Origin of the sequence: Achromobacter pulmonis, from assembly GCF_021733725.1 — a bacterium.
Taxonomy (GTDB): Bacteria; Pseudomonadota; Gammaproteobacteria; order Burkholderiales; family Burkholderiaceae_B; genus Achromobacter; species Achromobacter pulmonis.
This window is the reverse complement of the sequence record NZ_JAIFOT010000001.1, coordinates 4,432,367-4,452,534: the sequence shown is the minus strand read 5'-3', so window position 1 is coordinate 4,452,534 and position 20,168 is coordinate 4,432,367. Positions and strand designations below refer to the sequence as shown.

General features: G+C 65.3%; 13 protein-coding genes and 6 pseudogenes. 8 read left to right on the top strand and 11 right to left on the bottom strand.

Features of this window, described 5'->3' with window-relative positions:
• The first annotated feature begins 1 nt into the window (after position 1).
• Genes K2W61_RS20435 through K2W61_RS20425 form a run of 3 tightly spaced genes read left to right on the top strand, consistent with a single transcriptional unit; the run spans position 2 to position 6,174 of the window.
• On the top strand, positions 2–1,180 hold the full coding sequence (locus tag K2W61_RS20435; protein ID WP_236756414.1) for a DUF6361 family protein: 1,179 nt from the start codon (positions 2–4) through the stop codon (positions 1,178–1,180).
• Entirely contained in the window at positions 1,170–3,023 is a 1,854-nt protein-coding gene (locus K2W61_RS20430; protein WP_236756413.1) for a phospholipase D family protein, read from the top strand. The genes K2W61_RS20435 and K2W61_RS20430 overlap by 11 nt, the downstream gene beginning before the upstream one ends.
• A complete protein-coding gene (locus K2W61_RS20425; protein WP_236756412.1) occupies positions 3,013–6,174 on the top strand; it encodes a helicase C-terminal domain-containing protein in 3,162 nt (1,053 codons plus the stop codon). Before K2W61_RS20430 ends, K2W61_RS20425 begins: the two co-directional genes overlap by 11 nt.
• Positions 6,175–6,214: 40 nt before the next feature.
• On the opposite strand, the pseudogene K2W61_RS20420 reads toward K2W61_RS20425, so the two are convergent.
• The 3 genes and pseudogenes from K2W61_RS20420 to K2W61_RS20410 form a co-directional block, all read right to left on the bottom strand.
• Positions 6,215–6,454 (bottom strand): annotated as a pseudogene (locus tag K2W61_RS20420) (integrase core domain-containing protein); the annotation flags it as partial.
• A gap of 29 nt (positions 6,455–6,483) precedes the next feature.
• Positions 6,484–7,227 carry an IS3 family transposase gene (locus tag K2W61_RS20415; RefSeq protein ID WP_236756411.1) on the bottom strand — a complete coding sequence of 248 codons (744 nt, stop codon included), beginning with the start codon at positions 7,225–7,227 and terminating at the stop codon, positions 6,484–6,486.
• Positions 7,228–7,315: 88 nt separating this feature from the next.
• On the bottom strand, positions 7,316–7,630 hold the full coding sequence (locus tag K2W61_RS20410) for a DUF1153 domain-containing protein (RefSeq protein ID WP_236756410.1): 315 nt from the start codon (positions 7,628–7,630) through the stop codon (positions 7,316–7,318).
• Between the two features lie 517 nt (positions 7,631–8,147).
• On the opposite strand from K2W61_RS20410, the pseudogene K2W61_RS20405 reads away from it, so the two are divergent.
• The 5 genes and pseudogenes from K2W61_RS20405 to K2W61_RS20385 all read left to right on the top strand — a co-directional run bounded on the left by K2W61_RS20405 (position 8,148) and on the right by K2W61_RS20385 (position 12,993).
• A pseudogene (locus K2W61_RS20405) lies at positions 8,148–8,905 on the top strand (IS5 family transposase).
• 365 nt (positions 8,906–9,270) lie between these two features.
• Entirely contained in the window at positions 9,271–9,480 is a 210-nt protein-coding gene (locus tag K2W61_RS20400) for a DNA gyrase C-terminal beta-propeller domain-containing protein (protein ID WP_003296358.1), read from the top strand.
• A gap of 226 nt (positions 9,481–9,706) precedes the next feature.
• A complete protein-coding gene (locus tag K2W61_RS20395) occupies positions 9,707–11,488 on the top strand; it encodes an oleate hydratase (RefSeq protein ID WP_016448219.1) in 1,782 nt (593 codons plus the stop codon).
• Positions 11,485–12,372 (top strand): 3-hydroxyacyl-CoA dehydrogenase, encoded by an 888-nt coding sequence (locus K2W61_RS20390; protein WP_016448220.1) that lies wholly within the window; start codon positions 11,485–11,487, stop codon positions 12,370–12,372. Before K2W61_RS20395 ends, K2W61_RS20390 begins: the two co-directional genes overlap by 4 nt.
• A gap of 108 nt (positions 12,373–12,480) precedes the next feature.
• Positions 12,481–12,993: a TetR/AcrR family transcriptional regulator gene (locus tag K2W61_RS20385; RefSeq protein ID WP_016448221.1), complete on the top strand. Its 513-nt coding sequence runs from the start codon at positions 12,481–12,483 to the stop codon at positions 12,991–12,993.
• A 106-nt stretch (positions 12,994–13,099) separates the two neighbouring features.
• Here K2W61_RS20385 and K2W61_RS20380 read toward each other — a convergent pair.
• The 8 genes and pseudogenes from K2W61_RS20380 to K2W61_RS20345 all read right to left on the bottom strand — a co-directional run.
• Positions 13,100–13,633, bottom strand: a pseudogene (locus K2W61_RS20380) (transposase); the annotation flags it as partial.
• A 73-nt stretch (positions 13,634–13,706) separates the two neighbouring features.
• The gene (locus K2W61_RS20375) at positions 13,707–14,636 is read right to left on the bottom strand and encodes an SDR family NAD(P)-dependent oxidoreductase (protein ID WP_016448223.1); all 930 of its coding nucleotides are present in this window, start codon (positions 14,634–14,636) and stop codon (positions 13,707–13,709) included.
• A 303-nt stretch (positions 14,637–14,939) separates the two neighbouring features.
• Positions 14,940–15,410, bottom strand: a pseudogene (locus K2W61_RS20370) (transposase); the annotation flags it as partial.
• A gap of 4 nt (positions 15,411–15,414) precedes the next feature.
• A complete protein-coding gene (locus tag K2W61_RS20365) occupies positions 15,415–16,023 on the bottom strand; it encodes an ECF-type sigma factor (RefSeq protein ID WP_054661035.1) in 609 nt (202 codons plus the stop codon).
• A 413-nt stretch (positions 16,024–16,436) separates the two neighbouring features.
• Positions 16,437–17,856 (bottom strand): annotated as a pseudogene (locus K2W61_RS20360) (ISCR element clade Ia family transposase); the annotation flags it as partial.
• A 9-nt stretch (positions 17,857–17,865) separates the two neighbouring features.
• A pseudogene (locus tag K2W61_RS20355) lies at positions 17,866–18,623 on the bottom strand (IS5 family transposase).
• A gap of 23 nt (positions 18,624–18,646) precedes the next feature.
• Positions 18,647–18,895 carry a DUF2274 domain-containing protein gene (locus K2W61_RS20350; RefSeq protein WP_016448812.1) on the bottom strand — a complete coding sequence of 83 codons (249 nt, stop codon included), beginning with the start codon at positions 18,893–18,895 and terminating at the stop codon, positions 18,647–18,649.
• Positions 18,892–20,166 (bottom strand): TraB/TrbI/VirB10 family type IV secretion system protein, encoded by a 1,275-nt coding sequence (locus tag K2W61_RS20345; RefSeq protein ID WP_016448813.1) that lies wholly within the window; start codon positions 20,164–20,166, stop codon positions 18,892–18,894. Before K2W61_RS20345 ends, K2W61_RS20350 begins: the two co-directional genes overlap by 4 nt.
• Between the last annotated feature and the right edge of the window lie 2 nt (positions 20,167–20,168).

Here is a 20,168-nt window from a genome sequence, read left to right as displayed (position 1 = left end):
CATGTCGTCTCTTGCCTGGATCGATTTCGATGAAGCCGAGCGGCAGCGCGCGCAGCGCATCATGGCGCTCTTTCAGGAGCGCGAGACCCGCGACGAGCTGGGGCTGGGGGCGATCCGGGATTCCATCGCCGATCACCTCTTTCCGGGCACGAGCACGATCCAGACGCGCCTGCGATACATGCTGTTCATTCCCTGGCTCTATCGGGCGCTGGAAAAACGCGAAGTCCCTGAGGCGCAGCTCCGCACCGAGGCGCGCGACACCGAAATCCGGCTTGCCGACGCCCTGAAAGCCGGCGGTGAGTCCAACGGCATCATCGGCCGGGATGCAGGACCACGGCTCCAGCGGTTGCCGAGTTCCGTCTATTGGGCTGGCCTGGGCGCATGGGGCATCCGGGTCTTTCCGGGCTCGCTCGACAGTCTGTTCGTCGCCTTGCGGGGGCGTGGCCAGTCGCGCGGCGCATCCAGCGGCGAAGACGCTCTGGCCGGCGCCCAGACGCCCGCCGTCTGGAATCCAGCCTTGCCCCAGATGCCTGGCGACCTACTTCAGCACGCCGTCTTCCGCCTGACCACCGACGAGGCGCAGTTCCTCATCGACCGCCTGATCGCCAGCCAGCCCACCGCACTGCTCACGATGCTGGCGCGCGAAGGCATCGACGCGGACTGCGACTACATCTGGACGCACCCCCATCTGTCGGCGTTTCCATCCGCAGCGCGCCGCCTCGTCCAGCATGGGGAAATCTTCTCCCATGTGATGCACGGCGCCGCGCTGCTCTATAACCTTGCGCTCAGTGAGCTGCGCCAGCGTGACGACTGGATCAAGGGCTATCGCGCTCGGCTTGAAGCCTGGAGCGACGAACTCGATACCGGCGCCGTCCGCGCGTGGTCGCTCGATGATTTCTGGAATGTCGTGGAGCACCCGGCGCACGCCGTCCGACCGGCCGCCAAGCGGTTCGTAAATGAGTGGCGTGATCTGGTTCTGGCCGGGACGGAGCAGGTAATCTCGGCGCCCGCGGCGCGGCAGCTCGTCGAGGAGCGCGAACGCCGGCTCAAGACCAGCCAGTCCCGCTACGCCAATCACGCAGTCCGTGACCGCTGGACCGGCGCATCGGGCGCAGACCGCCTCACCTTCCGCTGGGCGCAGGCCAAATCCCACCTGCGGGATCTCGCCCATGCTGAATAGGCGCAGCCTCGATCCCGAACAGCGAACGCTCTACGGCGCCAATCTTCAGCCGCCGGCGGGCTATGTCTTCGACGCGGCGGTCGCCACGACCTTCTCGCTCGACTTCGAGACCGCGCTCGCGGTGCCAGTCAGTCTGGCGCTCTTCGCCGCCGAGAACCGCGACGACATTCTCTCTCATCCTCTGGCGCTGCTGGAAGGCGCCGAGCGCATCGCCGGCCGCCTCGTCGTCTTCACCGACACCGGTCATATCCAGGCGAGCGCCCGGCCACATTCCCGCCTTTGCTCGCTGCTCGAACGCATCATCGTTGAGGTCGCCGCCCCTCAAGGCGGGGCCTTCCACCCCAAGATGTGGGCGCTGCGCTTCACGCCGTTGCAGCCCGAAGACCCCGCCCGCATGCGTCTGCTCATTCTCTCCAGAAACCTGACGCGCGATCGCTCATGGGACATCGCCGCCACCCTCGATGGCGTGATCACCAGGCAGCCCAAAGCCGTCAACCGCCCGGTCGCCGACTTCCTTCGCCAGCTCCCCGACCTCGCGACCGTCGGCGTTCCCGACGGCACGAAGACGCTTGTCGATGACCTGGCCGAAGACATGCGCCGCGCCGAATGGAGCCTGCCCGAACCGTTCCAGAGCGTCTCCTTCGCCGTCAATGGCCTCGGCGGAAAGCCATGGCGCCCGGAACCCTGCGTTCGGCTGGGCGTAGTCTCGCCCTTCTGCGACGATCAAACATTGTCGATACTGGCCGGTCTGGCCAGCGCCGAAAAGCCCATCTTCATCGGGCGATCCGACGAACTCGCCCAGGTGCCTGGCGCCACGCTCGATGGCTTTGCCCGCGTGGCCGTGCTCGACGAAATGGCGGCCACGGAAGATGGCGAGGAGGAGGACGCAGCGGCCCTGCAAGGGCTCCATGCCAAGGCGTTCATCGCCGAACGCGGCTGGGACACCGCGATCACGGTCGGCTCGGGAAACGCCACGCGGCCGGCGCTGCTGACCGGCAGCAATGTCGAGATCTTCACCACCCTGACCGGGAAGCGATCGCGGGTCGGCAGCGTCGAGGAGATCCTCGGCGACAAGGGGTTTGGCCGGCTGACGCGGCCGTTCGTCCGCGGCGAGACGGGAGCCGCCGATGCCACGCAACGAGCCGCCGAGGCTCGTTTGGATCAAGCCCGGCGCGAGATTTGCCGCAGCGGCCTCACGCTCCATTGCGAGCGCGGCGAGCACGCCGCCGATGGCGCGCCGGTCTGGCGGGTCTGGCTGATCCCGTCCGAACCGCTGCCCCTTACCGGGCTCGGTGCGCTGCGAGTTTGGCCGATCACGCGGGGCGAAGCACATGCGCGCGATGTGCTGGAGCCGCTCCGACAGGGACAGCCCGCCGACCTTGGCGCAATGCCCTTGGTCGACCTTACCCGGTTCCTCGCCTGTCACCTGACGGAGACGGAAGACGTCTCGATCCTGTTCAGCACCGGGCTCAAGATGGAGGGGCTGCCCGCAGAGCGCCACGCCGCCATCCTGCGCTGGGTGATCGACAGCAAGGATGCCTTCTTCCGCTATCTCCGGCTGCTCCTCTCCGAATTGGGCGATCCATTCGCCGCCGCCCTCGCGGCGCAGGACGGGTCAGGTCAGGGCGCCTGGCGCGCGGCAAGCGACGACGCGCCCATCCTCGAGGAGATGGTTCGGGCCTTCTGCCGGGGCGGGGATCAGCTTCGCGCCATCGAACGGCTGATCGCACGCATGGAAACCAGCGACGGTGACGATACCGATCCGATTCCGGCCGAGTTCCGCGCACTCTGGAACACATTCCGAATTGCGCTCGCCACGCAGGATGCCGCGCATGCCGAATGAACGGTTTCGCGCCGACGTGGCGCTCGCTCCCCTCAAAGTCTTTCAGCGGCGCACCGTCGACTACGTCTTCGATCGGCTCTACGGCCAGGACGATCCTGTCCGCCAGTTCCTGGTCGCCGACGAAGTCGGCCTCGGCAAGACGATGGTGGCGCGGGGGGTCATCGCCCGCATGATCGAACACCTGTGGGACAACACCAAGCGGATCGACATCCTCTACATCTGCTCGAACCAGGCGATCGCCGCCCAGAACCTCAACCGGCTGAACGTCCTCGGGCGGCGCGAGCTGGCCCTGCCGACCCGCATGACGCTCGTTCCCCTGCAACTGCGCGACCAGGCGGGCCTCGACGCCAACAGAGTGAACTTCATCAGCCTGACGCCGGGCACAACCTTCGATCTGCGCTCCGCGACGGGCGTGACGCAGGAACGCGCCTTGCTGTTCCATCTCCTGCGCGACCTCGTTACGCGCCCGCGCGGCCTGCACAATCTGTTGCAGGTCACGGCCGGCGTCGAGGGTTGGAACCGCGCTGTGGACCACCTCACCCTCGAAGGCGTCGACAAGCGCATCATCGAGCGTTTCCGCCGCGACGTGCAGGCGGATCGCGACCTCTTCGAGGAACTCGAACGGATTTGCGAACTCTTCCCGCGCCGCCGGGACACCTATCCCGCAGAAATGACACAGCCCCGCAACAGCCTGGTCGCCCGGCTCCGCGCCAAGCTATCCCACGCCTGCGTGGATGCGCTGCAACCCGACCTCATCATCATGGACGAGTTCCAGCGGTTTCGGGATCTGCTGCATGGCGACAGCGACGCGGCGATCCTCGCGCGCGAACTGTTCGACTATTCGGGAGGCGACGGGCACGCCGCCCGCACCTTGCTGCTCTCCGCCACACCCTACCGGATGCTCACGCTCGCCGGCGACGAGCCCGACGAAGGCGACCACTATCAGGACTTCCTTGAGAGCCTGAGTTTCCTCTACGGCCGGGAAAAGGGGCCGGAGGTGGCAGCCACGCTGGCGCGTGAAATGCGCGCCTTCCGCGGCCTCTTGCATGCCCTGCCACAGTCACATGCCTCAGCGGTCGAGACCCGCCAGACCATCGAACGGCGCCTGCGCCGTGTGATCGCCCGAACCGAGCGGGTCGCATCCACGGTCGAGCGCGACTCTATGATGAGCGAGCCTCCGATTGCGGTCTCAATCGCGCCCGCCGACCTCGCGCAGGCATCCGCCGTTTCTCAGGTGGCGCGCACGCTCGATGCGCCGGAGATCATCGAATACTGGAAGTCCTCGCCCTATCTGCTCAACTTCATGCGCCACTACAGCCTGAAGCGGTTACTGGAAAACCAGATCGCCGCGCCTTCGGCCGTGCTCCGCACCGCAATCCAGGCGGCTCGACCGGCCATGCTCGATCACGACGCCATCGACGCCTATGCGCCGCTGGACCCGGCCAACGGTCGCATGCGCGCGATCATGGACGACATCTTCGGCCAGCATCTGGAACAGAACCTCTGGATACCCGCCGCCATGCCCTATTACGGCGAGGCGCGAGCCGGGGCGCCGCTGACCAAGGCGCTGATATTTTCATCCTGGTCCATAGTGCCCGATGCGATCGCAGCCCTGCTATCCCACGAAGCCGAACGGCGCATGGGCGTCGGCGAATCCGGCCGGCGCTATTTCGAGCAGCATCGCCTGCGTCCCTTGCAGTTTCGACAGGATCACGGCCGGCTCGCGGGTCTGCGCGCGCTGCTGCTGATCTATCCCTCGCCGGCGCTCGCCGAGCTGGCCGATCCGCTGGTGGTGTTCAGCGAAACGGAGGCCACCTTGTCGCTTGAGGGAATGCGCTCCGCTGTGTGCGACCGCCTCAAGCCCGCCCTTGGTGCTTTGAAGGAAGGCGCGGTGTCGCATCAGGACGCGCACAGCGCCGAGTGGGCCGCCCCAGCCGTGATCGATGACCTACTGGGCGCGCGATCCCGCGCCTGGCTGGAAGCGCCCCACGGCATGCGCGCCCTGGCGAGCGAAGACGCCTTCCACGACCATGTCGCCGAACTGGCGGCAGCGGTGAAGACGCACGACATCGGCGCTTTGCCCGACGATCTTTCGGACCTGCTGGTTGACGTCGCGCTCGGCAGTCCGGCCGTCTGCGCGCTTCGCGCCCTCAAGCGGATCGCGCCCGAGCTGGCGTGGGATGACCCGCGCTTGCTAAGCGCAGCGGCTGAAGTCGCCTGGTCGTTCAGGGCGCTGTTCAATCAGCATGACGCGGTCGCCTTGCTGCGACGGGATACCGACGCTCACTACTGGCGCCGCGTGCTGGCCTATTGCGCCCAGCACAACCTACAGGCCGTCCTGGACGAATACGCACATTACCTCGTCGATGCCGAAGGTCTCGGGGCCCGCCCAGCCGAGGATCGCGCAATCGGTGTTGCCCACACCATGGCTCAGGCCCTGGCCATCCGCCCGTCGCAGATCGACGTCGATGACGTACAGGTCGATGGAGAGTCCCTCGCCATCAGCAAGTTCCAAATGCGCGGACGCTTCGCCATGCGGCTCGCCGACTACAAGGACGAAGACGGCACTGTCGCGCGGCTCGGAGGCGTGCGCGACGCCTTCAACTCACCGTTCCGGCCGTTCGTTCTCGCCACCACGTCAGTCGGTCAGGAAGGGCTGGACTTTCATCCCTATTGCTATCGCGTCTATCACTGGAACTTGCCGAACAACCCGGTGGACCTCGAGCAGCGCGAAGGCCGCGTCCACCGCTTCAAGGGCCATGCCGTGCGCCACAACCTAGCCGAGCGTCAGGCCGCGGTCGTCAGGGGCCGTGGGCAGGCTCCTAACGATCCGTGGAAGCTGATGTTCGAGCACGCGCGGTCTGAGGCGGCAGTGGACACCGATCTCATCCCCTATTGGATTTACGAAGGCTCCGTTCGGGTCGAACGGCGCGTGCCAATGTTGCCGTTCAGTCGGGAAGTCACGCGGCTCGCTTGGCTTAAACGCAGCCTCACCATATATCGCCTTGCATTCGGGCAACCAAGACAAGACGAGCTATTGGACTACTTCCATACGCTTATGGAAGCGGGCTTGGAGGTAGCAGCACTTGAGAGCCTGCAGATCCGGCTGGATCCTCCGCCCACTTCCTGCCCGAGTTCGGCTGCAATTTGAAGCGCCACTGACGTCACCCCCGTTTCGCAGCAGTTGAAAACTAGAATTCGGTCGGCTCAGGCTGGCTGACCTGCTGTGTTTTGGCGTATTCACTCGGGGTCAGCATGCCGAGGGAGCCATGGGGTCGGTGGTCATTGTAATCAGCACGCCATGCTTCAATGACCGTCTTCGCATGCTCAAGCGATAGGAATTCATTCGCGTTCAGGCACTCATCCCGTAGCCGGCCGTTAAACGACTCGCAAAGGCCGTTATCTGTGGGTTTGACCGGCCGAGTGAAGTCCTGTAATGACCCAGCAGAACCTGCTCAGGTTAAGCGGCTAATGCAAATGCCTCAGCCGGGGTCTTCATGCCGAGCGCCTGGTGTGGGCGCCGGTGGTTATAAAAGCGTATCCAGTCCCCTACAACGCGGCTGGCGTGCTGGATGGTCTCGAAGCGATGCCGATGCGCGCATTGCTCTTTCAACGTGCGGATCACGCGTTCGACCATCCCGTTCTGTTGCGGGCAGTGCGGCGTGATGAACTCTTGGCGCAGCCCGTAGCCTCGCACCAACGCTGTATAGCTACGAGAGGTGAAGACCAACCCGTTGTCGGATCGCAGCAGGAACGGCACAGGCACGCGGCCCAGCGTTCCGAAGCGGGCGATCAGGGCATGTTCCAGTGCGCTTCCTGCGGTGCAGGCCTTGCCGCTGCGCGACAGATGCCAGCCCAGCAACTCCCGGGTATGGCAGTCAATCACCAGCGCCAGCGTCGCCCAGCCATCCCGACCCGCCCAGACGCGGCACAGATCCGTCGACCAGCGCTCGTTAGGCCTCGTGGCCACCGACGGCAATGCCTGGATCCGGGGCCTGAAGCCGATGGGCCGCTTACGGACCTGCCAGCCCATCAACTGGAACACGCGCTGCACGGTGTTCTTGTTGAACCCCAACAGATGCGCCACCGTTCGATAGCCAAACGACGGCGATTCTTCGATCAGCGCCTTGATGGGCGCGACAAACTGCGGATCGAGCTTTGGCGATGCCTTCACCGCCTTGTAGTAGACGGTGCGGCGAGGCACGTTGAACCAGCGGCACAGCTTGGCGATCGAGACGGTGATGCCGTCGGCTTGCAGTCCCTGGTGGATCGTCGGGGACGCCGAGTCTCGATCACTTCTCGTCCTCGCCCAGCAGGGACTGCAATTTTTTTCTCGCGCGAAGCTCCAGCATCGCCTCGCCGTAGGCCTCTTGAAGGTCCTTGAGCTGGCGGTCGTACTGCTCGCGCACGTCCTGTGGATTGGCCCGCAAGGCATTCTCCATGCCCCGCTTGCCATCGTCGACCCACTGTTCGACCTCTGAGGGCGACAGGTCGTATTGGCGGCTGGCTTCTGCGACGGTGGTCTTGCCTTGAATGATGTCCAGCACTAGCGCGCTCTTGCGCTTGGCCGTCCAGCGTTTGATGTCGTCTTCCATCTTCATGCTCATCGTCAATTCCCTCGATTATGACGTGAGCAGGTTTTTACTGGGTCATTACAAAGAGACCATGATGGTCATGGTGACCAGCAGCCCTGGTGGCACGCAACCTATAGATCGTCAGCGCTACGTGCCGGAGTCCTCCCCCGCCGCTTGAGCGGATATGAGCACCGCAGTCATGCCGCTCCGCGGACCCAAACATGCGCCGCCAAACTGCCAAAACAAAAGGCGCCGAAGCGCCTTTTGTTTGCTCTGCTATACCAAGCAGGATCACTCCCACTCGATCATCAACAGGTCACGCAAGCCCGCGTGGTTAAAAGGATTTGCGATGATCAACATGGGCCATTACCGTCGCTTTTACCGTCATCCGACAAGAGCTTTGTTTAGCGCGGAAGATGAAGGGGTTTGAGGGGCGACGACTCTGGCAACTCCATCGTCAATCGCCCTCTAGGATAGCGCAGACATGCACAGCGGTCTTCCTCCAAGCCTCACTTAGGGCCTGTTAACACTACTTGCTAACATACTGCGCATGGAACTTACGCCTGCGCAATTCGCGCGTATCGAGGATTGCCTGCCGCGGCAGCGGGGCAATGTGTCGCTGGACAACCTTCAAGTGCTCAACGCGATCCTGTTCGTGGCCGAAAATGGCTGCAAGTGGCGGGCCCTGCCCAAGCGGTTCGGCAACTGGCACACGATCTACACGCGGATGAACCGGTGGGCCAAGGCCGGGGTCCTGGATCGGGTCTTCGAGCGCATGCAGGCCGAACAGCTGGTCCGGGTGCGGCTGGAGGCGGTCAGCCTGGACAGTACGATCGTCAAGGTCCACCCGGACGGCACCGGCGCACGAAAAAAAACGGCCCGCAGGCCATCGGCCGCTCCCGCGGAGGCTGGACCACCAAAATTCATATGGCTGCCGCGGATTCCCGCTGCGCGTTAGCCTTCTCGCTTTCGCCGGGCCAGGCGGGCGATGCCCCAGCCGGTCGCGCCCTGCTGCATGCCCTGCCACCCCTGCCCGCGCGCTGCCATCTGGTCATGGATCGCGCCTACGAGGGCAATGAAACCCGGCAGCTCGCGCTGGATCTGGGCCTGGATCCGGTCGTGCCCCCGCATCCGCTGCGGGCCCAGCCATGGGCGTACAACACCGAGATCTACAAGCGCCGCAACGAAATCGAGCGCCTGTTCCGCCGTCTGAAAGGGTTCCGCCGCATCTTCAGCCGCTTCGACAAGCTCGACGTCATGTTCGCGGCCTTCATCCACTTCGCACTGATCGTCGAATCGTTGCGATAGTGTTAACAGGCCCTAGTCCGGTGGCAGCGGCGCCAGCGGCGCGTACCTCGGCAGCAACAGCAGCAATTTCGCCCATTTCCTGGGCGGCTGGTTCGCGCACAACACCCGGGTGAGCCGCAATCTGGCGCCCGAAATCGCCGGCCTGACGGCGCGCTACGCCAGTCCCGCCAGCGCCGCCGGTGTTGCCGTCGTCCCGCAATTTTCGAGCGGCTGCGCCAGCTCCTCCCACTTCGATGCCGCCGGCCGCGCCGCGATCAACCTTGCCGGGACCAGCGGCTGCGGTTCGCCGCCCACCCGGCGTCCGGCAGCTACCTGTTCCTCAGCGCCAGCACCCCGCCAGTGCTGCGCTCTCCGACCACCACGATGTGCTGCTGATCTCCGATGGCGGCACGCTGGTACGCACGCCGGCGGCGCACATCGCCCAGGTCGGCCGCAACACGCAGGGCGTGACCCTGATGCGCGTGCAGGCCGGCGAGAAGCTGCAGGCGATCGAGCGGCTGGATGTCTCGCTGGACGACGCCGATGCCGAATCAATTACGAGCGTCGACGCGGACAGCAGGGGCGAACAGTCGTAGCCTGCGCGGGCGGGGTCGGCAGTAACAATACCGGCATCGTCCCCGCCATCAAACGCGCTTACCTCTGGGCACCTTCGGGTGCCCAGATCATTTGCGGGCCGCGAAAAGCCGTCCGGACAGCCATATAGATCTCAAATCGAATTCAAATATCAGGTGATATACATTACCGTGGGAGTGACCTTTCGCTAGATCGATGACCTTGAACTTCCCCGACTGGAGTCCGTACATGTATTACAGCAGTGGCAATTACGAAGCCTTCGCCCGCCCGCGCAAGCCAGACGGGGTCGACGGCAAATCCGCATGGTTCGTCGGCTCCGGCCTGGCCTCGCTGGCCGGCGCCGCCTTCCTGATCCGCGATGGCCAGATGCCGGGCGAGCGCATCACCATCCTGGAGCGCATCGACGTGCCGGGCGGCGCACTGGATGGACTTGAGAAGCCGGACAAGGGCTTCGTGATCCGCGGCGGCCGCGAGATGGAGAACCATTTCGAATGCCTGTGGGATCTGTTCCGCAGCATTCCGTCGCTGGAAGTCGAGGGGGCCAGCGTGCTCGACGAGTTCTACTGGCTGAACAAGGACGACCCCAATTTCTCCCTGCAGCGCGCCACCATCGAACAGGGCAAGCCTGCGCCCGACATGGGCAAGTTCACGCTCAGCAAGGCCGCGCAGAAGGACATGCTCAAGGTCTTCATGGCCACGCGCGAGGAGATGGAGAACAAGCGCATCAACGAGGTGTTCGGTGAGGACTTCCTCGCCAGCAACTTCTGGATGTACTGGCGCACCATGTTCGCGTTCGAAGAGTGGCATTCGGCGCTGGAAATGAAGCTCTATCTGCACCGCTTCATCCACCACATCGGCGGTCTGGCGGATCTTTCCGCGTTGAAGTTCACCCGCTTCAACCAGTACGAATCGCTGGTGCTGCCATTGGTGAAGTGGTTGAAGGACCAGGGCGTGGTGTTCCAGTACTGCACCGAGGTGACAGATGTCGATTTCGACATCGATGCCACCAACGGACGCAAGCAGGCCACGCGCATCCACTGGAACCGCGACGGCCAGCCCGGTGGCATGGCACTCGGCCCCGATGACCTGTTGTTCATGACCATCGGCTCGCTGGTGGAAAACAGCAACGAGGGCGACCATAAGACCGCGGCGCTGCTGGACGAAGGCCCGGCACCGGCTTGGGATCTGTGGCGGCGCATCGCGGCCAAGGATCCGTCGTTCGGGCGGCCCGACGTGTTCGGCACGCACATTCCGGAGACCAAATGGGAATCCGCCACCATCACCACGCTGGACGCGCGCATCCCGAAGTACATCGAGAAGATCGCCAAGCGCGACCCGTTCAGCGGCAAGGTGGTGACCGGCGGGATTGTCACCGCCAAGGATTCCAGCTGGCTGCTGAGCTGGACGGTGAACCGCCAGCCGCACTTCAAGAAGCAGCCCAAGGACCAGGTCGTGATCTGGTTCTATGGCCTGTTCGCGGACGTGCCGGGGGATTACGTCAAGAAGCCGATGCAGGACTGCACCGGCGAGGAAATCACCCAGGAATGGCTGTATCACATGGGTGTGCCGGTTGAGGACATCGCGGAGCTTGCAGCCACGGGAGCCAACACCGTGCCGGTGATGATGCCGTACATCACCGCCTTCTTCATGCCGCGTCAAGCCGGTGATCGCCCTGACGTGGTGCCAGCGGGCGCTGTGAACTTCGCATTCATCGGCCAGTTCGCGGAGTCGAAGCAACGCGACTGTATCTTCACCACCGAGTACTCGGTGCGCACGCCGATGGAAGCGGTCTACACGCTGTTGGGCATTGAACGCGGCGTGCCGGAAGTGTTCAATTCCACCTACGACATCCGCACCCTGCTGGATGCACTGCACCAGCTGCGCGATGGCGAAGAATTGGCGTTGCCGGGCCCGTCGTTCCTGCGCGACCGCGTGTTGGCCAGGCTCGACCGCACCGAGATCGGTGCATTGCTCCACGACGCCGGCCTGCTGGCCGGGGAGGACGCATGAACATGACACAGGACACCACAAAGACCGTCGCCTCGCCCTCCGGCCTGCAGCGAGTGACCGTGCTGGGCACTGGCGTGCTCGGCGCGCAGATCGCCTTCCAGTGCGCCTTTCACGGCAAGAGCGTCACGGCGTACGACATTGACGCAGCAGCGCTGGAGCGTGCCCGCGACGCCCTGACGCGATTGGCTCAGACATATGCCGCCGACCTGCCGGGGACGACGCCCGAGGCGACCACCAGGGTCGCGGCGGCCATCGCACTGAGCAGCGACCTTGCGCAGGCCGTGCGCGACGCGGACCTGGTAATTGAAGCGGTGCCGGAGAAGCTGGAACTCAAGCGCTCAGTCTATGCCGAACTCGCCAGGCTGGCGCGCGAAGGCACCATCTTCGCCACCAACTCCTCCACGCTGCTGCCCAGTGCATTCGCGGATGCGACGGGCCGGCCGGAGAAGTTCCTGGCGTTGCATTTCGCCAATCACATCTGGCGCCAGAACACAGCGGAAGTGATGGGTACGCCGCAGACCGATCCTGAGGTGTTCGAGCAGGTGGCGCGCTTCGCTGCGGAAATCGGCATGGAACCGATCCGACTGCACAAGGAGCAGCCGGGTTACGTGCTGAATTCGCTGCTGGTGCCGTTGCTCAACGCGGCCGCCGCCTTGTTGTTGAAAGGTGTGGCGAGTCCGGAGGACATCGACAAGACCTGGCGAATCGGGACCGGCGCCAAGCTGGGGCCGTTCCAGATCTACGACATTGTCGGCCTGCGCACGGCGTACAACATCGCAAGCGCAAATCCCGCAACGCAGGGCTGGGCCGAATATCTCAAGGTGAACTACATCGACAAGGGTCGCCTGGGCGCCGGTGCGGGGGGTGGCTTCTACGATGATTGACGCCATGTCCGCCGCCCGTGCGTGCTCCGTCGGGAACGGTCACCGCACGCTGACGGCGTCCTGTGCAAGGCGGTGGCATACTGCCGCCCCGTCGCGCCGGAGCCGGCCGTGAGCCAAGCCCAACGCCACGCACGTCCGCTCAACCGCAGTGAATCGCAGGTCCGCACGCGCGCGGCGCTGCTGGATGCCGCCGAGGCGCTGATCGTGGAGCACTCGATCCCGGCGCTGTCGCTGCGCGCCGTCTGCACGCGTGCCGGCTATACGCAGGGGGCCTTCTACTCCAACTTCGCCGATCGCGAGGAGCTGCTGCTGGAGGTGATGGAGCGCAACCTCGAACAGAAGGCCGCCAGCCTGGAGCAGATGCTGGCGACCTGCGGCGACGCAGGTCTCGACGGCACCCTGGCGTGCATCCTGGATTGGCTGGACACCATCCACCATCGGGGCGAATGGGCGCGCATCGCCATGGAGCTGGGGTATAGGAAGTTCAACCGCCCTTTTTGGCGAGTCTGGCGGGTAGGAAGCGGCCGCGCAAGCGCCGCTTTGGGCACAGATCGGGCACAGATCGGGGGTTCATGCGTGGGTTTTCGACATCGCGGGGCCACGCAGCGGCTCAGTGCGTAGCCATTTCTCACCGAATCCCGGCACAGGGCCGAGCGCAGCCCTGCGGGGTCGTGGCCGCATCGGATCGGACTCTGGCTTGGCTGCCGGCTGTGTGGCCGGCACCTCGTCACGCGGCCGGCGGCGGCGCGCGCGCTGCGGGCCGGTAGTGCGCTTGCTCCAGCGCGCCGTGCTTCTCGAAGTGGGCGAGGATGGCGCGGATGGCGGTGGGTTCCTCGATGCTGGCGACGATCCGTACCGCGCCGCCGCAGTGGGCGCAGGTGGTGATGTCGATGGAAAAGACCCGCTTGAGCCGTTGCGCCCAGCTCATCGCACGGCGCTTCTGCTCGGGGCTGCGCGGCTCGTCGTGGGCGCTGACGTCCACTGGCGCCGCATCGCCCGCAGGCCGCTTGCCGCGCCCCGAGGGCGTCAGCTGCGCACGCAGGTTTGCATTCGGGGCGAATACGCCGTGGAAGCGGGTGAGATGCGCGCGAGGTGGCGGGACCAGTGCCGCCAGCTTGGCGATGAAGTCCACCGCATCCCATTCGACATGCGTGGTCCCATTTCGCCACGGCGTCTTGAGCTGATACCGCACCCTACCCTGCGGTGAGATCGACAGCCGCTGCTCGCTGATCGCCGGGCGCGTGATGTAGCGGCAGCAACGGGGCGCCAAAGCGCCCCGTTTCACATTTGCCCCTCCACACAATGGGAGAAGCTCACTAACTATCCGCCGATGCTCAGCATGCGGTATACCCGCCGTCGACAACCAGTTTCTGACCGGTCATAAAGGAAGACTCGTCGGACATCAGGAACACCGCCGGCTTGGCGATTTCGGCCGGAACACCCATACGGCCACCAAATTTCCCACGCGGGACAATATCTGCATCCTTCACCGGATCGTTGCACAATGGGTGCAGCGCCGCCAGCTGGGTGAAGTCAAAGGCATCCGTTTCCAAGGATTTCTCATGCGACAACTTCTCTTTGTCAGTCGTGACAGCGGCCTGGAATAGCGGCGTCATAATATATCCCGGATTCACGGTGTTCACTCGGATTCCGTATTCCGCGAACTGCAGCGCGAGGGCCTTCGACAGGCCGACAACGCCGTGTTTCCCCATCGTATACTGGACCAGATTGAAGCGTTCAATCAGCACCTCGCCCGTCTCCGTGTTCACCACCTTCGGGCGACCGGCGACGCCGTGGATGCTCGATACCAGCACGATCGAGCCCTTGGTCCCGTGCTTCATCATCAGCCGCGAGCCGTAGAGCGCGGTATTGAACACTCCGTCCTCGTTGACGCTCTGGATGAATTTTTTCGACTTCAGAACCTCCTCGGGATCCTTATCGAAATCCTCAGCCGTCGCCACGCCGGCATTGGCCATGATGGCATCCACCCGACCATAGGTCTTCTCAGTGATCTCGAAAAGTTTCTCAACATCCTTCGGATCAGTCACGTCGGTATGCACATAGAGCGCATGCCCCTCACCATATTCCTCGTTCAGGCTCTTGGCGAATGCCTCGCCCTGCTCATCGTTGATGTCGGAAATGACAACCCCATCGGCCCCTTCGGCCAAGGCTTCGCGAACCGTTGCCGAGCCAATGGAATCGAACCCGGGGATGACCGAAACCGACCCCGTCACTACGACAATCTTGCCAGCTAGCTTACCCATCTCGAATACTCCTTTGGTTGAGATATTAGTGAATACATGCTGCGGTAGGGCCACCTTGGGGTATAGGAAGTTCAACCGCCCTTTTTGGCGAGTCTGGCGGGTAGGCGGCGGTCGCGCAAGCGCCGCTTTGGGCACAGATCGGGGGTTCATGCGTGGGTTTTCGACATCGCGGGGCCACGCAGCGGCTCAGTGCGTAGCCATTTCTCACCGAATCCCGGCACAGGGCCGAGCGCAGCCCTGCGGGGTCGTGGCCGCATCGGATCGGACTCTGGCTTGGCTGCCGGCTGTGTGGCCGGCACCTCGTCACGCGGCCGGCGGCGGCGCGCGCGCTGCGGGCCGGTAGTGCGCTTGCTCCAGCGCGCCGTGCTTCTCGAAGTGGGCGAGGATGGCGCGGATGGCGGTGGGTTCCTCGATGCTGGCGACGATCCGTACCGCGCCGGCGCAGTGGGCGCAGGTGGTGATGTCGATGGAAAAGACCCGCTTGAGCCGTTGCGCCCAGCTCATCGCACGGCGCTTCTGCTCGGGGCTGCGCGGCTCGTCGTGGGCGCTGACGTCCACTGGCGCCGCATCGCCCGCAGGCCGCTTGCCGCGCCCCGAGGGCGTCAGCTGCGCACGCAGGTTTGCATTCGGGGCGAATACGCCGTGGAAGCGGGTGAGATGCGCGCGAGGTGGCGGGACCAGTGCCGCCAGCTTGGCGATGAAGTCCACCGCATCCCATTCGACATGCGTGGTCCCATTTCGCCACGGCGTCTTGAGCTGATACCGCAGGCGCCCGGCGTCATCGCTGCGGAGCAAAGGCCACGGCCAAGTGGGCCCGCGCTCGGGTCCAATCGCGCCGCACGGTCCGGACACTCACCTGGAGGGCCTCGGCGGTCTCCTCCTCGCTCAGGCCGCCGAAGTAACGACATTCGACGACCCGGAGCAGGCGTGGGCTCTCTTTCCCGAGGACCTCGAGCGCCTCGTTCAGCTCGAGCACGAAGGCGCTCTGGTCGTCGATCGAGATCTGCCGCTGGTCGAGGGGCTCCGGCACGACTCCGGCTCCTCGTTTGTGGCGGCCCCGCTTGCGGGCGGCGTCGACGAGGAGCTGGCGCATCGCCGTCGAGGCCACGGCGAAGAAGTGGACGCGGTCGGCGAATCGCTGATCGTTGCGGGCGAGCTTGAGATACGCCTCGTGCACCACCGCCGTGGTGTTCAAGGTGGGGCTGCCGAGCTCGTCTCGGCGGCGCAGGCGGCGGGCGATCGCCCGCAGCTGCGAGTAGACCAGGGGAAGTAGGTCGGACAGGGCCTCGGCCTCACCAGCCTGGAGGCGTTCGAGCAGGTGCGCGATCTGCCCCGCCTCGGGGTCGTGGACATCCGCGGCACCTGAGCAATCTGCTTTCTGATTCATAGAAGTTCGGCTCGAGATCGTTCGTCGCAGCACCGACCGCTACGATACCGTGATCAGGTGGACTCACCGCCGGTAGCCAATGGTCTGGGAGAGCGGCAGCTGGGAGTACCGGCCCAGGCGCCGGCCCCCGCAGACTGCGGCAAATCTCGGTGGCTCGGGGTATAGGAAGTTCAACCGCCCTTTTTGGCGAGTCTGGCGGGTAGGAAGCGGCCGCGCAAGCGCCGCTTTGGGCACAGATCGGGCACAGATCGGGGGTTCATGCGTGGGTTTTCGACATCGCGGGGCCACGCAGCGGCTCAGTGCGTAGCCATTTCTCACCGAATCCCGGCACAGGGCCGAGCGCAGCCCTGCGGGGTCGTGGCCGCATCGGATCGGACTCTGGCTTGGCTGCCGGCTGTGTGGCCGGCACCTCGTCACGCGGCCGGCGGCGGCGCGCGCGCTGCGGGCCGGTAGTGCGCTTGCTCCAGCGCGCCGTGCTTCTCGAAGTGGGCGAGGATGGCGCGGATGGCGGTGGGTTCCTCGATGCTGGCGACGATCCGTACCGCGCCGCCGCAGTGGGCGCAGGTGGTGATGTCGATGGAAAAGACCCGCTTGAGCCGTTGCGCCCAGCTCATCGCACGGCGCTTCTGCTCGGGGCTGCGCGGCTCGTCGTGGGCGCTGACGTCCACTGGCACCGCATCGCCCGCAGGCCGCTTGCCGCGCCCCGAGGGCGTCAGCTGCGCACGGCAGGTTTGCATTCGGGGCGAATACGCCGTGGAAGCGGGTGAGATGCGCGCGAGGTGGCGGGACCAGTGCCGCCAGCTTGGCGATGAAGTCCACCGCATCCCATTCGACATGCGTGGTCCCATTTCGCCACGGCGTCTTGAGCTGATACCGCACCCTACCCTGCGGTGAGATCGACAGCCGCTGCTCGCTGATCGCCGGGCGCGTGATGTAGCGGCACAGCTTTTCGAGCTTGTGGCTTTCGTGTGCTTCCGCGGCCACGCCGGCATGCAGCGAGAAGCCGCCGACCTTGCCGGCGTCGCCGTCCAGAGAACCCGCATCACCGGGTAGCGTTTTCAGGGTGACGACCTTGCGGCCAGCGTCGCGACCGGTGGCGATGCGGTAGGTGATCGAACTCATCCGCAGCGCGTCCATGCCGTCGTCGCCCGCCGCGCTGTCGGACAGAAACACGGATTCGTCCTCGCCTTCCAGCCAGCCTTTGCGCGTCAGGTGCCGGCACACGCGATGCGCGATGGTGTTGGCCAGTTCCGTCAGTTGCGCCGATGTGGGCGCACGGGTGCGGTGCAGGCGCGGCTTGCGCTGCGGACGCTCGGTGGTGTCCTCGTACACGCCGTCGAGCCACAGCATGTGGAAGTGGATGTTGAGATTCAGCGCGCTGCCGAAGCGCTGGATCAGGGTCACCACGCCGCATTGCGCCGTATCCCGCGGCACGCCGGCCTGATCGGCAAGCCAACCGGCGATCACACGATGCACGATGCCCAGCACCGGGCCGATCGCCTCAGGCTTGCTGGCGAACAGGAAGCGCAACGGGTACGGGAAACTCAGCACCCATTGCCGCACCGGCCGCGGGCCGAACACCTCGTCCACCAGATGCCGCGCCGACTCGGCCATGCGCCGTGCGCCGCAGCTCGGGCACAGCCCGCGCTTCTTGCAGGAATACGCCACCAGCCTCTCGGCACGACAGTGCTCGCAGACCACGCGCAGGAAGCCGTGCTCGAGCACGCCGCAGCGCAGGTAGGTCTCGAACTCCTCGCGCACATACTCGGGCAGCGGGCGGTCTTCGGCCTCAAGACGCGCGATGAAGTCCGGGTAGTGCGCCTGCACTAGGGCCTGTTAACACTATCGCAACGATTCGACGATCAGTGCGAAGTGGATGAAGGCCGCGAACATGACGTCGAGCTTGTCGAAGCGGCTGAAGATGCGGCGGAACCCTTTCAGACGGCGGAACAGGCGCTCGATTTCGTTGCGGCGCTTGTAGATCTCGGTGTTGTACGCCCATGGCTGGGCCCGCAGCGGATGCGGGGGCACGACCGGATCCAGGCCCAGATCCAGCGCGAGCTGCCGGGTTTCATTGCCCTCGTAGGCGCGATCCATGACCAGATGGCAGCGCGCGGGCAGGGGTGGCAGGGCATGCAGCAGGGCGCGACCGGCTGGGGCATCGCCCGCCTGGCCCGGCGAAAGCGAGAAGGCTAACGCGCAGCGGGAATCCGCGGCAGCCATATGAATTTTGGTGGTCCAGCCTCCGCGGGAGCGGCCGATGGCCTGCGGGCCGTTTTTTTTCGTGCGCCGGTGCCGTCCGGGTGGACCTTGACGATCGTACTGTCCAGGCTGACCGCCTCCAGCCGCACCCGGACCAGCTGTTCGGCCTGCATGCGCTCGAAGACCCGATCCAGGACCCCGGCCTTGGCCCACCGGTTCATCCGCGTGTAGATCGTGTGCTAGTTGCCGAACCGCTTGGGCAGGGCCCGCCACTTGCAGCCATTTTCGGCCACGAACAGGATCGCGTTGAGCACTTGAAGGTTGTCCAGCGACACATTGCCCCGCTGCCGCGGCAGGCAATCCTCGATACGCGCGAATTGCGCAGGCGTAAGTTCCATGCGCAGTATGTTAGCACGTAGTGTTAACAGGCCCTAGTCGATGGCTGCGGCGTTGGCTGCCCTCCCCTCTTGAACCCGCGATCCCTCGCCATGAACGCCTCCAGCATGTGCGGGATCAACTTCTCTGCATCGACTGCCTCGCCATACGCTTGCGCGTGCAGCGCGGCGTAGCGGTCGAGGTCGGCTTTCAGGCTGGCTGGGCAGGCGAAAGTCATCTTGACGTTCTCGGTCTTGGGCAGCGGCCCGAGCCGCAGCTTCTTGGTCGCGCTCATTGCGAAGCTCCCCGATTGAAGAACAGCGGCTGGTAGGGCCGCAGCACCAGATCCCGGTTGACGATGATCCGCACCGGCAGGCCCGGCCGCTCGGTCAGCGTCGGCTGGATGTTCATGTTGCGCCGGGTGATCTCCTGGCCGACCTGATTGATGCTGTCCTGGGCGCTGTCGCGCCCGGCGATGACGATGCGGTTGCCGTCCTGGCGGTTTTCCGGCGCGGCCAGCTCGGCACCCACGCCCAGCAGCGTCGTCAGCACCGCGCCCGCAACGATGCGCTTCCAGTGCCAGTCCACGTCGTCTTCCAGGCCGGCGTAGCCGGCCGGGTCGGTGCCCACGAGGTTGTCGAGCGTCAGCGAGGACGTGTCGGGCAGGATGATCCGGTTCCACACCACCTGCACGCGGCTCTGTCCGTAGCTGACCTGGCTGTTGTAGCGCCCCAGGATGCGCGATCCCTGCGGGATCAGCAGGAACTTGCCCGTGGCCGTGTCAAAGACCGGCTCCGTCACCGTGGCGATCACGTCGCCCGGCAAGTCCGACTTGATGCCCGTCACCAGCGCGCCCGCGATCACGGTTCCGGCCATCACCTGATACGGCGACGCCGGCAGCGCCAGATTGCCGGAATTGCGTGTTTCCGTAGAGCCGGCTTTCAGGAACGCTTCCTTTTGGTCTTGTCGGTTCTGCACGGCGGTCGGGTCGGCAGGCTGCGCCGCCACCGATGCCGGCCCAGCCGTGAGCGGGTCGAAGGCCGCGAGCGCGCTTGCACCACCAGGCACACCCGGCGTCGCCTGTGCCACCGTGGCGGCGGCTTGGCCTTGGCCCCCTGAACGGAAGAACACCGACGAAGCCGCAGCGGCTTCCGCCTCCTTGCGCACGGCATCGTTGGGATCGTGGCCGGGGGCCGCGTAGGCGGCCACGGCCGGCTGCTGCGAATTCACGATGGCAGGGCCGAGGTCGCCCGGCAGCGGCGGCCCCAGCTCGGGCACTTGCGGCGGCAGCTTCGAGTAGTCGGTCGGCAGGCCATCCAGCCCCTCTGATTTCGAGACGCGATCGACGTTGTAAAGCTCGGTTTGCTCGTCGGCGCTGCGCCGCTGCGGTTGCAACGACCAGATCGTAGCGCCGAGCACGGCAACCGACAGACTGCCGACGAGGATGGCCAGCGTGCGTCGGTTCAGGCGCGTGACCGGGCGCGGCTGGGCGCGCAGCACCACCGCTTCCGGCGCGACCTTGCCTGCCTGCGGCGTGGCGAGGTCGGGGGTGTCGTCCTGGCTCATGG